The sequence below is a fragment of the Paenimyroides marinum genome, assembly GCF_900108395.1.
Lineage (GTDB): Bacteria > Bacteroidota > Bacteroidia > Flavobacteriales > Flavobacteriaceae > Flavobacterium > Flavobacterium marinum.
On the sequence record NZ_FNXE01000017.1, the window covers coordinates 40,091 to 54,025 of the forward strand.

The following is a 13,935-nucleotide window of genomic DNA, read 5'->3' on the forward strand; positions in this document are numbered from 1 at the left end:
TAACAACAAAGAAAGGGGTTATTTAAATGAGACAGCTTAAAATTACCAAACAGGTAACTAATCGTGAAACAGCATCATTAGACAAATATTTACAGGAAATTGGTAAGGTAGATTTGATTACTGCCGATGAAGAAGTAGAATTGGCACAACGCATTAAAGCAGGTGATCAGCGTGCTTTAGAAAAATTAACCAAAGCCAATTTACGTTTCGTGGTATCGGTTGCAAAACAATACCAAAATCAAGGGTTAACATTACCCGATTTAATTAACGAAGGGAATTTAGGTTTGATTAAAGCCGCACAACGTTTTGATGAAACCCGTGGTTTTAAATTTATTTCGTACGCTGTTTGGTGGATCCGTCAATCTATTTTATCGGCATTGGCAGAACAATCGCGTATTGTTCGTTTACCATTGAATAAAATTGGGTCGATCAACAAAATCAATAAAATGTACGCGTTGTTAGAGCAGTCTAACGAACGTCCGCCATCGGCAGAAGAAATCGCTAAAGAATTAGACATGACGGTAAACGACGTTAAAGAATCGATGAAAAATTCGGGACGTCACTTATCAATGGATGCGCCTTTGGTTGAAGGAGAAGATTCAAACCTTTACGACGTATTGCGTTCTGGCGAATCTCCAAACCCTGATCGTACCTTAATTCACGAATCATTGCGTACAGAAATTGAACGTGCTTTAGAAACATTAACGCCACGCGAGGCTGATGTGGTTCGTTTATACTTTGGTTTAGGCGATCAGCACCCAATGACGCTGGAAGAAATCGGAGAAACATTTGACTTAACCCGCGAACGTGTTCGTCAAATCAAAGAAAAAGCTATTCGCAGATTAAAACACACTTCAAGAAGCAAAATCTTAAAAACATATTTGGGATAACCGCTTTTTGCCAGGTTGATCGAAGTTGAGACCTCATCAAAATACAGTAGTAGAAACTTCTTAGCTTGAACTTGCCGAAAGGTCTGAAGTGAGGTTGAGAAATAATTTTATAAAAACCCGTTAAATAATTTTAACGGGTTTTCTATTTTTGTGTAACAAATCGTATTCTTTCATACTAACCTTATAAGAAAACCGCACGCGTTGAAGGCAACTGAAAAAGAGTTTTTAAATCTGATGCAAAAACACAAGGGAATTTTATATAAAATTTCCAGGATGTATTTTGACCATTTAGAAGATCAGGAAGATTTGATTCAGGAAATGACTTACCAATTATGGAAATCGTACGATAACTTTAAAGGTGGCAGCCAGTTTTCTACATGGATGTATCGTGTTTGCTTAAATACCGCTTTAACTTTCTTTAAAAAAGAAGATAAAAAGCAAGACAAATACGAGCTGCACGAAAACTTTGACCGTATTGACGACGACAGCAACTACCAGAAAGAAGAGCAACTCAAATATTTTTACGATGCCGTACAAGAGTTAAACAAAGTAGAAAAAGCACTTATTTTTTTGTTTTTAGAAGGAATGAACCATAAAGAAATTTCTGAAAACCTTGGTATCAGCGAAGTCAATGCACGTGTGAAGTTAAACAGAACAAAAGAAAAATTACAAACCATCATAAAAAAGAACGGATATGAATTTTGATGAGTTAAAAAAACAGTGGGACAAACAACCGGAACAAGACATAAAGATAAAACCTGAATATTTGACCAAAACCAAATCGCTTGCAGAAAAAATGATTAAAAGTTTCCGCAGAGAAGCAATTATGTGGTTGTCAAGCATTATTTTTATTTTGATTGTTCCTTTTATTGATCTGTATCAGATCAATGGGGTTATTAGCTTTATTTATTATTTTTTGGTATTTCAGTTTATTATTTTCGGATTGTATTATTACCGGAGATTTTACACCATTAGTAAAATGATTAAACAGCCCAATACGTTTACCAGTCGCGAAAGTATTATTCGTTTGTATTATGAATTTCACTTTGCTATTGAAACCTACCGTTCGTCTATCTATGTGCTTTTACCCACAGCAATTGCACTGTTTGTCATTATGTCGGGCAAAGATAAAACCGCCGAAATCGTCGATAAATTTTACCATTTCAGCCACACGTTAGCAAACGAACCGGGGTTTATTTACACCGTACTTATTGTAGGTATTATTTCAGTAGTACTCCTTATTCTTTTTTCAGAATGGATGATTAAGAAATTTTATGGCAGATACCTGAAACAACTTAAAGAACTGATGGATGAGTTTGAAGAGTAAAGATAGATTTACCACACATTTATGATATTTAATTTCTAAAAGATGAACAACTTATTAAATACACTTATATTTTTTTGTTTGGGAATTATAGCAAACGCTCAATCTTTTCGAGGCGTTATTAAAAATATCGAAACTGGCGAACCAATCGGTCAGATTACAATTATAAGTGAAGATCAATCTTTTTTTGTTACAAGTAACGAGAAAGGCGAAGTTGTTTTGCCTGAATCTATTTTAAACAAAAAATTGTTTATTGATGATTACGAATATGTTTACAGCGAAAAAACGTTTACCTCACCACAATCTTTTGTTTGGGAATTAAAACCAAATTCTGAAACATTAGAAGAGATTGTAATTTATGAAGATGCTGCTAAAACGTTAGACGAAATCATAGCAAATTCTATCAAATCATTTAGTAATAACATTAAATTAGAAGCGTATTACCGCGAAAACTATATTAAAAACAATCAAACCGCAAGTTTTGCCGAGGGAATTGTTGATTTTTATATCAATCACAATCTGAAAGATGTACAAATGGTCGTAAAAGAATCCAGAATTAAAGATTTTACCCAAACAGATGATATTGTAAAAACAACAGGTGCTAAGCCGCAAGAAATTGTTGAAGGTTCTATGAGATTTAAAACGCTCCGAGAAATTATAAAAGATAAGAAAAAGTATGAGTTTTATGTAACTGCCAAACAAGTTGGCGACAAAACGATACACACTTGTTATTTCGGTCCAACAGAAAAAAGTAAAAAACGTTTTTTGCTAAAAGGTTATTTTGTGTTTGACGAAACAAAAAAACTAATATTGGAAACCAACTACGCATTTGACCCTGAAAAGAAAAAACACAACAAACCTATAAATATAGTTTTAGCAAAAATGGATATATTAGATGTTGATTTTTCTGCTAAATATATAGCAACAGAACGACTTTATTATCCGAGTTATGCTAAAATGACCTTTGACCTTATCGCTAACTCAAAAGTAGCAAAACTAAATAATGTACGAGTAAACAATCAAGCGTATTTCTATGTTCTAAAAACAGAGAAAACTACTCAAAAACCTGCTGAAAGTGATGTTTATAGCGCTGGAAATTTATACAGTAGAGGAAGTATATATAAGACCGAATTTTGGAAAAATCCTGAAATCAGTACTTTATCAGAATAAAAAAGCAACTCGAAATGAGTTGCTTTTAATTTTATGAGATAACTATTAATATCTGTAATATTCCGGTTTAAAAGGTCCTGTAACGGCAACACCAATGTAATTTGCTTGTTCGGTTGATAACGTTTCCAACTCAACACCTAATTTAGCTAAGTGTAAAGCGGCCACTTTTTCATCTAAATGCTTAGGCAGCATATAAACGTTGTTCTCGTATTTATCAGAATGGTTCCATAATTCAATCTGAGCCAGTGTTTGGTTTGTAAACGAGTTGCTCATTACAAATGATGGATGACCAGTGGCACAACCCAAGTTTACCAAACGACCTTCGGCTAAAATGATGATGTCTTTTCCATTGATTGTATATTTATCAACCTGAGGTTTTATTTCAATTTTTGAAGCACCGTGGTTTTTGTTCAACCAAGTCATATCGATTTCATTATCAAAGTGACCAATGTTACAAACTACAGTTTTGTCTTTCATTTGTTCGAAATGACTACTTACAACAATGTCTTTATTTCCTGTTGTCGTGATGATAATATCTGCGTTACCAACCACAGTGTCTAATTTCTTCACTTCGTAACCGTCCATTGCTGCTTGCAACGCACAAATCGGGTCGATTTCTGTTACTGTAACGATAGATCCTGCTCCACGGAATGAAGCTGCCGTTCCTTTACCAACATCGCCGTAACCACAAACTACCACACGTTTACCAGCCAGCATTAAATCGGTAGCACGACGAATGGCATCAACTGCCGATTCTTTACATCCGTATTTATTATCAAATTTTGATTTGGTAACCGAGTCGTTTACGTTGATTGCCGGCATTGGCAATGTTCCTGCCTTAACACGCTCGTACAAACGGTGTACACCTGTTGTTGTTTCTTCAGACAATCCTTTGATTCCTGCAACCAACTCCGGATAACGATCAATAACCATATTGGTTAAATCGCCACCATCGTCTAAAATCATGTTTAACGGTTGACGGTCTTCCCCAAAGAACAATGTTTGTTCAATACACCAATCAAACTCTTCTTCGTTTAAACCTTTCCAAGCATACACTTGAATACCGGTTTCTGCAATTGCCGCAGCCGCCTGATCTTGTGTAGAGAAAATGTTACAAGACGACCAAGTAACCTCAGCACCTAAAGCTTTTAATGTTTCAATCAACACAGCCGTTTGAATGGTCATGTGCAAACACCCTGCAATACGTGCACCTTTTAAAGGTTGTTCGTCTTTATATTCTTCGCGAAGTGCCATTAATCCGGGCATTTCAGCTTCTGCTAATTCTATTTCTTTTCTTCCCCATGCTGCTAAAGAAATATCTTTAACTTTATAAGGTACGTAAGGAATCGTTTTTGTACTCATCTATCAGTATATTTGTATATCTAATTTTTGGCAAAGTTAAACAATTCATTTTAAAACATTGCAAACGAAATCATAAAGCACCCATTTATGGCACTATATAAAATCATTTCTTACAACACTGACACTCAGATTTTTGTCTGGAAAATTACCGAAACAGAGAGAGAACTCAGAGAAAGTATCGTTTTACAGGAAAAACATCAGATAAGATTAAACGGAATGCTTTCAGAGCAACACAGAAAAGGTTTTTTAAGTGTTCGAAAGCTGCTTCAACAGGCAGGCTATGAAGATAAAGATTTGACGTATGATGAAAACGGTAAACCTCATTTAAGCGATGGCAAGAACATTTCTATTACGCATTCGTATGAGTTTTCGGCAATTATTGTAAGTACCAGGAATGTGGGTATTGATTTAGAAATGAAACGTGAAAAAATTGTTCGTATTGCCAATAAATTTATAGGATCAGAATGTGATTACTTAGACAAAAACAATCAGTATATAGAGCAATTAGGAGTTATTTGGGGGGCAAAAGAAGCATTATACAAAATGTGCAACTCACGCAGTTTAAGTTTTAAACAGGATATTCATATTCACGATTTCACACAAAATAAAGACAAAGGAACTGCTTTAGTTGATTGCAAAGGGTTAGATTTTTCAAAGAAATTTACGTTTCATTTCGAGAATTTTGAAAATTACACCTTAGTTTACGCATTAGAAGATGAATAATTTTTTAGCCACAGATGCACAGATTTCATTTTGATTAATCGCCAATAATGTCATGCTGAACTTGATTCAGCATCTCATAACAACTATTAAATAATCTGTTTATCTATTGAAATAACACAAAACTATGAATAAAGAAATTATAAAAACCGAAATACAATACAAAGCTGTTCGCAGTTCGGGTGCCGGCGGACAAAATGTGAACAAAGTTGCTACCAAAGTGCAGATTCAGTTTTTTGTAGAACAAAGCAATGGTTTAACTGCTGATGAAAAAGCAACATTGACCACAAAATTAGCCAACCGCATTACCAAAGACGGTTTTATTATGGTTGAGTGTAGTGAAACCCGCAGTCAGCTTAAAAATAAAGAACTGTGTACCCAACGCTTGTTTCTGTTGTTAGAAAATGCGTTGAAGAAAGACAAAAAACGTATTGCTACTAAAATACCAAAAGCGGTAATTAAAAAACGTTTGGAAGACAAACAGAAAAACGCAGAGAAAAAAGAAAATAGAAAATTTAGGTTTTAAATCATATTTATTTAAAAAGTGAAACAATTATATTTATTTGTCATATTCTGTTTGTTTATTCATAACATCCAGGCACAAGAATTAAAAGCTACTATGATTTCACAAGATGAAGTAGAATTAGAAATAAGTAATCCTGAACAATTATTGTTCTTTATTCCTTACACAGAAAAAATTTATTATTCAATAGGAAATTATGGGTTAATGTTTAGTATATATGAAGGAGACAAAATATCAGAAGAATGCAGTGGTATAATAGAATGCATTTACTATGGCCCTTTTTGGATTAGAGAAAAAATTGAAAGATTTGGAAGCGGTTATTTTTCGCGTGAAAAAATCATAAAACGAAAATATAAGTTGGATTTTAATTCATGTGAATTTGAAGTTTTAAAAAAGAAAAATATTTCTATTCAATTCACTTTAAATCAATATGATCTACACAAAATACGTTTATTTAAAAAGGAACTTAAATCATATTATAAACAAGGTGTAATATTTGACGGAGAATTAACCAGTAATAAAATTACGATAGGCACATCTGATTAATTCTTGACAAAACAGTGTCTTTAGAATTTTTTGCTAAAACAATCGGGCAATTGCCCGACTGTTTATTCTCTTCTCCCCATGTAAATCATAAGGTAATAAAATAAGGTTCCGATAGACGATAAAGCAGCAACCAAATACGTACGGGCGGCCCATTTTAAAGAATCTTTCGCTCCGTATAATTCTTCTTGGGTTACCATATTTTTTACCCGCAACCATTTTAAAGCACGGTTACTTGCATCGTACTCAACCGGCAATGTAATAACCGAAAACAGTGTGGTTACAGCAAACAATACGATTCCTATCAATAATAATTGCGGAAAAGTATTAAGTAATAAAATTCCGCCTATTAAAGCAATTGAGATAAAACGTGAGGCAATGTTTACCACCGGCACCAATTTAGAACGCATGGTCAGCCAGCTGTAAGCCGTAGCATGTTGTACGGCGTGACCCACCTCGTGAGCAGCAACGGCAGCTGCAGCAGCATTACGTTGGTTATAAACAGCCTCGCTTAAATTTACTGTTTTATCGGCGGGGTTGTAATGATCGGTTAATCTGCCAGGCGTAGAAATTACTTTTACATCGTAAATACCGTGATCGTGTAACATTTTTGTAGCTATTTCAGCCCCACTCATTCCGTTTCTTAAATGAACCTTAGAGTATTTTTCAAACTTATTTTTTAATTGCAGCCCTACCAACCAACTGGCTAGGGCAATGATTCCCATTAATAATAATCCCATAATTTTATAGTGTATGTGTTTTTATAGTTCAATCAAAATCTAAGCCAAATCTGATTGTGGGAGAAAATATGCCAAAATGACAAAGGAGCCCATTTAGGACTCCTTTAATCTATCTGTATAAAAAACTATTTCAATGTTTTCTTCACTTCAACTTCCTGGAATGCCTCAATAAGGTCGTATTCCTTAATATCGTTGTAGTTTTTAATCTGGATACCGCAATCGTAACCTTTTGACACTTCTTTTACATCATCTTTAAAACGTTTTAAAGCATCTAATACACCGGTATAAATCACCACTCCTTCGCGGATTAAGCGGATTCTTGAGTTACGGTAGATTTTACCATCGGTAACCATACATCCGGCAATGGTACCCACTTTTGATATTTTAAATGTTTGACGGATTTCAGCCGTACCGGTAATTTCTTCTTTCAGTTCCGGAGACAACATTCCTTCCATCGCATCTTTAATATCATCGATCGCATCATAGATGATGGAGTATGTTTTGATGTCGATTTCTTCTTTATCAGCAATCGATTTCGCGTTACCCATAGGTCTAACGTTGAATCCAATAATGATCGCATCTGAAGCCGACGCCAACAATACATCTGATTCGGTAATTGCTCCTACTCCTTTATGGATGATATTGATTTGAATTTCATCTGTTGATAATTTAGAGAACGAGTCAGACAATGCCTCTACAGAACCGTCTACGTCTCCTTTTAAAATGATGTTCAACTCTTTAAATTCACCCAAAGCAATACGGCGGCCAATTTCTGCCAATGTAATATGACGCTGTGCACGAACAGATTGCTCACGGATTAACTGGGTACGTTTTGCTGCAATGGCTTTTGCTTCGCGCTCATCTTCAAACACGCTGAACTTATCACCTGCTGTTGGTGCACCATCTAATCCCAGGATAGAGATTGGACGTGACGGACCAGCTTCTTTAACTGATTTACCACGTTCATCATGCATTGCTTTAACTTTTCCGTGGTTTTTACCTGCTAAAACATAATCTCCGATTTTCAATGTACCGCTTTGAACTAAAATGGTAGATACATATCCGCGACCTTTATCTAAAAAGGCTTCTACAACTGTTCCTGTTGCCAGTTTGTTAGGATTTGCTTTTAATTCTAACATTTCTGCTTCAAGCAATACTTTTTCTAATAATTCTGGTACGCCCTGACCAAATTTTGCAGAAATATCTTGTGACTGATAAGCCCCTCCCCATTCTTCAACAAGGAAATTCATTGCCGCTAATTTCTCTTTAATTTTTTCAGGATTCGCTGTTGGCTTATCAACTTTGTTAATGGCAAAGATGATTGGAACCCCGGCTGCCTGTGCGTGCGAAATTGCTTCTTTTGTTTGCGGCATAATATCGTCATCGGCAGCTACTACAATAATGGCAATATCGGTAACTTGTGCCCCGCGAGCACGCATTGCCGTAAACGCCTCGTGCCCCGGTGTATCTAAAAACGTAATTTTTTGTCCGTTTTCCAGTGTTACTCCGTATGCCCCGATATGCTGCGTAATACCTCCTGATTCACCTGCAATTACGTTTGCTTTACGAATGTAATCTAATAACGATGTTTTACCGTGGTCAACGTGCCCCATAACAGTAACAATTGGTGCACGGTTTTGTAAATCTTCAGGAGCGTCAACTTCTTCTACAATAGCTTCTTCAATGTCTGCTGTGGTAAATTGTACTTCATAACCAAATTCATCTGCAACAATGGTTAATGTTTCAGCATCTAAACGCTGGTTCATGGTAACCATAATTCCCAATGACATACATGTTCCGATTACTTGTGTAATTGGCACATTCATCATGGTAGCTACTTCGCCAACTGTTACGAATTCGGTAACTTTTAATATTTTTAAATCATCGTCTGCACGTGCTTCTTCTTCTTTTTTACGGTGTAATTCACGTTTATCTTTACGATATTTAGCAGCTTTTGATTTGTTTTGTTTTCCTTGTAAACGCTCTAAGGTTTCTTTGATTTGGTTTTTTACTTCCTCATCAGTTGGCTCAACTTTTACAACCGGTTGCTTTTTGTTTCCAAATTTATTACCCGCATTACGGTTTCCAAAATTGGAATTTCCACCACGATTTCCTCCTTGTCCCTGACGGTTTTGTCCGTTTCCTTGTTGAGGCTTATTTGCAGCACCCCCTTGTTGGTTTTGCCCTGCCGGATTTGGCTTCTCTATGCGTTTACGCTTATTTTTATTATTTGCAGCGTTGTTACCCGGTTTGTTATTATCTTTTTTAGGATCTTCTTTTTTCTTTTTAGGTTTGTTGAATTGAGACAAATCAATTTTTTGCCCTGTAAAAGTAGCTCCTGAAAGTTTTTGATATTGGGTTTTGATGACCTCAGGTTCTGCATTTGCATCTGTTGAAGGATCGTTGTTTTTTGTTGTTTCTTCTGATTTTTCATCAGATTTCTTAGCAACATTTTTTTCTTCAACCGCTTCTTTCGGTGTTTCCTTTGGTGCTTCTTTGACTTCAGGCTTTGGTTTCTTTTCTGTTTTTTCTGCTTTTACAGCAGTCTTTTCAGTTTCCTCTGCCTTGTTTTTGGCTGTGTTTACAGGTGTCTTTTTGTCTTCTGAAGTAGTTTTAGAATCAACAACAGTTTCTTTTTTGGATGGACTTTCCAAATCTATTTTTCCAACTGTTTTTATAGATGTTACATTAGCCGCTTTAGCTTTTATAACTTCACGTTCGCGTTTTTCTTCCTCTTCTTTTTTGCGTTTTTCCTCTTCACGCTTACGTTTCTCTTCTTCTTCTTTTCTACGCTTTTCTTCCTGTTCGCGTTCTATGCGTAACTCTTCTTTTTCTTTTTTCTTCTCTTCACTCACTTCTTTCGAAGCTTCTTTCTTCCCTTTATCAGCCGAAAACTGCTTGTCCAAAGCAGCATACTCGTCGTCGGAAATTTTTGCGTTTGGAGAGGCTTCTATTTCAAACCCCTTCGTTTTCAAAAATTCCACGGCTCTATCGAGAGAAATATTTAATTCTCTTAAAACTTTGTTTATTCTTATTACTCTTTTATCAGACATACGATCCTTTTAGTATATTTTTTGTGCGTTGTGTTGTTTGTTGTGTTTAGTTAGTCTTCAAATTCTGCATTTAAAATGTTTAAAACATTTTCAACTGTTTCTTCTTCTAAATCGGTTCTTCGTACCAATTCTTCTACACCGTGTTTTAATACGCTTTTTGCGGTATCTAAACCAATTTTTATGAATTCATCGATTACCCAGGCATCAATTTCATCAGAAAACTCGCGTAATTCTACATCGTCTTCTTCTAAAACCTGTGTTCCTTCTCTAATAACATCAATTTCGTAACCTGTTAACAAGCTTGCCAATTTAATGTTTTGTCCGCCTTTACCAATTGCTTTTGAAACTTCGTTGATGTCTAACAACACGTTTGCACATTTAGCTTCTTCGTTGATTGATATATTGTTAATTCGCGCCGGACTTAGAGCACGCTGAATGTATAATTCTGCATTGTTTGTGTAGCTGATTACATCGATGTTTTCATTTCCTAATTCGCGTACAATTCCGTGAATTCTTGACCCTTTAACACCAACACATGCTCCTACCGCATCAATATTTTCGTTGTAACTGTCAACAGCTACTTTTGCTTTTTCGCCCGGTATGCGCACCACTTTGTGAATGGTAATGATACCGTCTGCAATTTCGGGAATCTCTTGCTCAAATAATCTTTCAAGGAACAATTCTGAGGTTCTGCTCATAATAATCTGAGGCTTGTTTCCTTTTAATTCAACGCTTTCGATAATTCCTTTAACTGTTTCGCCTTTTTTGAAATAATCTGATGGGATTTGTTTTTCTTTAGGCAAAATGATTTCTTTGTTGTTTTCGTCAATCAAAATTACAGCTTTTGGACGTACGTGGCTAACTTCTGCTGCATAAACTTCGTTTACCATATCTTTAAACTGTTTGTAAAGATTGGTACTGTCGTGTTCCTGTATTTTTGTGATCAGGTTTTGACGCAATGCCAAAATAGCACGGCGACCTAACTGAAACAATTTTACTTCTTCAGAAACTTCTTCACCTACTTCAAAATCAGGTTCTATTTTCTGTGCGTCTTTTAAGGATATTTCTGAATTTTCATCTTCCACTTCTCCGTCGTTTACAACGATTCTGTTTCTCCATATCTCCATATCTCCTTTATCAGGATTGATGATGATGTCGAAATTATCGTCTGACCCAAATCTTTTTTTCAGTGCATTTCTAAAAACATCTTCCAGAATTGCCATAAGGGTAACTCTGTCTATATGCTTAAAATCTTTAAATTCAGAGAACGAATCAATTAATGCAATATTATCCATGAAATTATCTGTATTATTTAAAATGATATAACTACAACTGCTTTTTTGATGCTAATGTACGGAATTTCAACAGTTTTAACAACTGTTTCTTTGCCTTTGCCAATCTTTTTAGGTTCGCGGGCTTTCCATTCTAATTTTATTGCCTCATCGTCAGCATCGGTCAACTTGGCTTCTATTTTTTCGTTTTCGGTTGTTACTTCTAAGGTTCTACCGATATTTTTTTTATACTGACGTGGAAATTTTAAAGGTGCTGTAGCTCCTGCTGATGCTACTTCTAAAGAAAAGTCTTGTTCTTCGCGGTCTAAATTGTGCTCAATACTTCTGCTTACATCAATACAATCCTGCAAATTCACACCGTTATCTCCGTCAATCACCACAGAAATTTTATAATCGGGCGAGATAGAGAAATCGATTAAAAAAAGTTCAGGATGTTCTGCTAATCCCTGCTCTAATAAATTTTTAACTTTAGTTTTAAAATCCATCTTTTGTATAAAAAGAGGGGACAATTACGTCCCCTCATTATTTAGTTTAACATTAAATAACTTTGCAAATATACAAATTTTATTTTAGTAATTGTTTTTTTTGGTTATTATTCGATAATATGATATATTTATACATTTAACATAAACATTTACTAACCTAATAAATTTGAACAATATGAAAAAAATTTTAGTCCCAACCGATTTTTCTGAACAGGCTTCTGTTGCTTTGAAAGCTGCAGCCGGTATTGCACGAAAATCGAACGCTGAAATTATTTTGTTACATATAATTGACATGCCCCAGGAAACCATGGATATGATTAAACCTGGTTATGATATTCCCGAAATAATGCTTTTTAAAGAAGGTGCTGAAGCCAAATTGACTCAAACTTCGATGTCTGAAGAATTAAGCGGTTTAAACGTTTCACAAATATTGATTTTAGGACGTACATTTCACGAAGTTATCAACGTTGCCAAAGCAAACAATATTGATTTAATTGTTATGGGATCACATGGAGCTAGTGGTTTTAAAGAGTTTTTTATTGGTTCAAATACCGAAAAGGTTATCCGCACATCAGACATTCCTGTGTTGGCAATAAAAGGAAACAACAGCGAAATAAGCTTTAATAAAGTTGTTTTTGCAAATGATTTTACGGAAGAATCGGCAAAAGGATTTGAAAAAATTATCAATTTCTTAAAGTTGAACGGTGCTAATCCACATTTTTTAATGATTAACACACCTAATAATTTTAAACCTACGCACGTTGCCGAACAAATGGCACACGATTTTTTAAAGCAGTTTAATTTGGATGCGTACGAATTTTCTATCTATAACGACTTAGACATTGAAAAGGGTATTTTAAATTTTGCCGACCGTATCAATGCCGATTTAATTGCTATGGGCACGCACGGCAGAAAAGGCTTTGCCCGACTGTTAAACGGCAGCATCAGTGAAGATTTAATGAACCATTCACCAAAATCTATTATTACGTTTAAGTTGTAATATAAAAAAAATCGCCTTTAAGGCGATTTTTTGTTTTAATTTGTTTTACTTCTTCACCAGCTTTTTTACTGCTGTGCCTTCGTTGGTTTGTAAATGCAATAAATACGTACCGCTTGCCAAGTTTTCTACGTTTAACTGTATTTCTGCTTGTTCATTAAAGTTTTGGGTATTGATTAACTTACCTGTAACATCATAAACCGCTGCCTGGTTTACCAACCTGTTTTCATTATTAGTAATGTTTACTACATTGGTAGCCTGGTTGGGGTATAAATTAAATTTTGCAGCCAACTGCTCATTGGTGCTTAATATATACGAAGGCAACGTTTGCAATGCAGATAGCTTTATGTTATCAAGGTTAACAACAGATGATGAAGCAAGGTTAGCCATCATAAAATCTATGTTGTCAGGTATTCTGTTATGTGAAATTTTAGCTGTTACCTGAAGGTTTAATGTGGGTATGTAAAAATAAACATCATTGGTATTGTAATCTATAAACATTTCTGCTTTAATCCATGTATTGTATGGAAAAGGAGTTGTGTTATAATTTTTTAAAACAATATTTTTAATAGATGTGGAGTCCCAATAATTAGCTCCTATACGATTTAAGTTTGATTGAAAAGTAATATTTATTAAATTGGGACCCAGGCTTGTAATACTACCATGTACATTAAAAACATCCGTTCCATAAAATTCATATTCAAACTTTAAAATATTATTACCTGCTATTCGGTTATTCCATAAAACATCTATAATACCATTATCTTGCCGGAAACTAACTCCATTAATAGAAGTTACATTGGATATGGTTGCAACATTACCTTTACCTGTTTCAG

At 35.0% G+C, this 13,935-nt stretch carries 14 protein-coding genes; 8 read left to right on the forward strand and 6 right to left on the reverse strand.

The genetic code is table 11. From position 1 onward, the window contains the following. Positions 1-26: 26 nt before the first annotated feature. From BLW20_RS07155 to BLW20_RS07170, 4 genes are all read left to right on the forward strand, one after another. Complete coding sequence (locus BLW20_RS07155; protein WP_091098202.1) at positions 27-890, forward strand: sigma-70 family RNA polymerase sigma factor; 864 nt, start codon at positions 27-29, stop codon at positions 888-890. Positions 891-1,124: 234 nt separating this feature from the next. Beyond that, entirely contained in the window at positions 1,125-1,595 is a 471-nt protein-coding gene (locus BLW20_RS07160; protein ID WP_245725290.1) for an RNA polymerase sigma factor, read from the forward strand. Next, positions 1,585-2,217, forward strand: a complete 633-nt coding sequence (locus tag BLW20_RS07165) for a hypothetical protein (RefSeq protein ID WP_091098208.1) — start codon at positions 1,585-1,587, stop codon at positions 2,215-2,217. Before BLW20_RS07160 ends, BLW20_RS07165 begins: the two co-directional genes overlap by 11 nt. Positions 2,218-2,259: 42 nt before the next feature. Beyond that, positions 2,260-3,384 carry a hypothetical protein gene (locus BLW20_RS07170; protein ID WP_091098212.1) on the forward strand — a complete coding sequence of 375 codons (1,125 nt, stop codon included), beginning with the start codon at positions 2,260-2,262 and terminating at the stop codon, positions 3,382-3,384. Positions 3,385-3,429: 45 nt separating this feature from the next. Here BLW20_RS07170 and ahcY read toward each other — a convergent pair whose 3' ends face one another. After that, complete coding sequence (gene ahcY / locus BLW20_RS07175; RefSeq protein ID WP_091098217.1) at positions 3,430-4,746, reverse strand: adenosylhomocysteinase; 1,317 nt, start codon at positions 4,744-4,746, stop codon at positions 3,430-3,432. Positions 4,747-4,833: 87 nt separating this feature from the next. On the opposite strand from ahcY, the gene BLW20_RS07180 reads away from it, so the two are divergent. The 3 genes from BLW20_RS07180 to BLW20_RS07190 all read left to right on the forward strand — a co-directional run bounded on the left by BLW20_RS07180 (position 4,834) and on the right by BLW20_RS07190 (position 6,535). After that, positions 4,834-5,469 carry a 4'-phosphopantetheinyl transferase family protein gene (locus BLW20_RS07180; protein WP_091098220.1) on the forward strand — a complete coding sequence of 212 codons (636 nt, stop codon included), beginning with the start codon at positions 4,834-4,836 and terminating at the stop codon, positions 5,467-5,469. Positions 5,470-5,593: 124 nt separating this feature from the next. Further along, entirely contained in the window at positions 5,594-5,992 is a 399-nt protein-coding gene (gene arfB / locus BLW20_RS07185; protein WP_091098223.1) for an alternative ribosome rescue aminoacyl-tRNA hydrolase ArfB, read from the forward strand. A gap of 18 nt (positions 5,993-6,010) precedes the next feature. Continuing rightward, entirely contained in the window at positions 6,011-6,535 is a 525-nt protein-coding gene (locus BLW20_RS07190; RefSeq protein WP_143037751.1) for a hypothetical protein, read from the forward strand. Positions 6,536-6,597: 62 nt separating this feature from the next. On the opposite strand, the gene BLW20_RS07195 is transcribed toward BLW20_RS07190, so the two are convergent. The 4 genes from BLW20_RS07195 to rimP form a co-directional block, all read right to left on the reverse strand. Further along, positions 6,598-7,272 (reverse strand): zinc metallopeptidase, encoded by a 675-nt coding sequence (locus tag BLW20_RS07195; protein WP_091098230.1) that lies wholly within the window; start codon positions 7,270-7,272, stop codon positions 6,598-6,600. A 125-nt stretch (positions 7,273-7,397) separates the two neighbouring features. After that, positions 7,398-10,325 (reverse strand): translation initiation factor IF-2, encoded by a 2,928-nt coding sequence (gene infB, locus BLW20_RS07200; RefSeq protein WP_091098233.1) that lies wholly within the window; start codon positions 10,323-10,325, stop codon positions 7,398-7,400. Positions 10,326-10,375: 50 nt separating this feature from the next. Further along, entirely contained in the window at positions 10,376-11,620 is a 1,245-nt protein-coding gene (nusA, locus tag BLW20_RS07205) for a transcription termination factor NusA (protein ID WP_091098236.1), read from the reverse strand. 17 nt (positions 11,621-11,637) lie between these two features. Continuing rightward, the gene (gene rimP / locus BLW20_RS07210) at positions 11,638-12,102 is read right to left on the reverse strand and encodes a ribosome assembly cofactor RimP (protein ID WP_091098240.1); all 465 of its coding nucleotides are present in this window, start codon (positions 12,100-12,102) and stop codon (positions 11,638-11,640) included. A gap of 175 nt (positions 12,103-12,277) precedes the next feature. Between rimP and BLW20_RS07215 the strand changes: the two genes are divergently transcribed. After that, positions 12,278-13,102: a universal stress protein gene (locus BLW20_RS07215; RefSeq protein WP_091098244.1), complete on the forward strand. Its 825-nt coding sequence runs from the start codon at positions 12,278-12,280 to the stop codon at positions 13,100-13,102. A gap of 45 nt (positions 13,103-13,147) precedes the next feature. On the opposite strand, the gene BLW20_RS14675 is transcribed toward BLW20_RS07215, so the two are convergent. Continuing rightward, positions 13,148-13,935, reverse strand: a 788-nt coding sequence (locus BLW20_RS14675) for a T9SS type A sorting domain-containing protein (protein ID WP_177165050.1), incomplete at its 5' end; no start/stop codon positions are given.

Bases quoted from the DNA above. Each gene is read 5' to 3' on its own strand.
- BLW20_RS07170 (WP_091098212.1), top strand. From the start codon at position 2,260: ATGAACAACTTATTAAATACACTTATATTTTTTTGTTTGGGAATTATA.
- ahcY (WP_091098217.1), bottom strand. From the start codon at position 4,746: ATGAGTACAAAAACGATTCCTTACGTACCTTATAAAGTTAAAGATATT.
- infB (WP_091098233.1), bottom strand. From the start codon at position 10,325: ATGTCTGATAAAAGAGTAATAAGAATAAACAAAGTTTTAAGAGAATTA.
- rimP (WP_091098240.1), bottom strand. From the start codon at position 12,102: ATGGATTTTAAAACTAAAGTTAAAAATTTATTAGAGCAGGGATTAGCA.
- BLW20_RS07155 (WP_091098202.1), top strand. From the start codon at position 27: ATGAGACAGCTTAAAATTACCAAACAGGTAACTAATCGTGAAACAGCA.
- BLW20_RS07215 (WP_091098244.1), top strand. From the start codon at position 12,278: ATGAAAAAAATTTTAGTCCCAACCGATTTTTCTGAACAGGCTTCTGTT.
- BLW20_RS07165 (WP_091098208.1), top strand. From the start codon at position 1,585: ATGAATTTTGATGAGTTAAAAAAACAGTGGGACAAACAACCGGAACAA.
- nusA (WP_091098236.1), bottom strand. From the start codon at position 11,620: ATGGATAATATTGCATTAATTGATTCGTTCTCTGAATTTAAAGATTTT.
- BLW20_RS07160 (WP_245725290.1), top strand. From the start codon at position 1,125: ATGCAAAAACACAAGGGAATTTTATATAAAATTTCCAGGATGTATTTT.
- arfB (WP_091098223.1), top strand. From the start codon at position 5,594: ATGAATAAAGAAATTATAAAAACCGAAATACAATACAAAGCTGTTCGC.
- BLW20_RS07195 (WP_091098230.1), bottom strand. From the start codon at position 7,272: ATGGGATTATTATTAATGGGAATCATTGCCCTAGCCAGTTGGTTGGTA.
- BLW20_RS07180 (WP_091098220.1), top strand. From the start codon at position 4,834: ATGGCACTATATAAAATCATTTCTTACAACACTGACACTCAGATTTTT.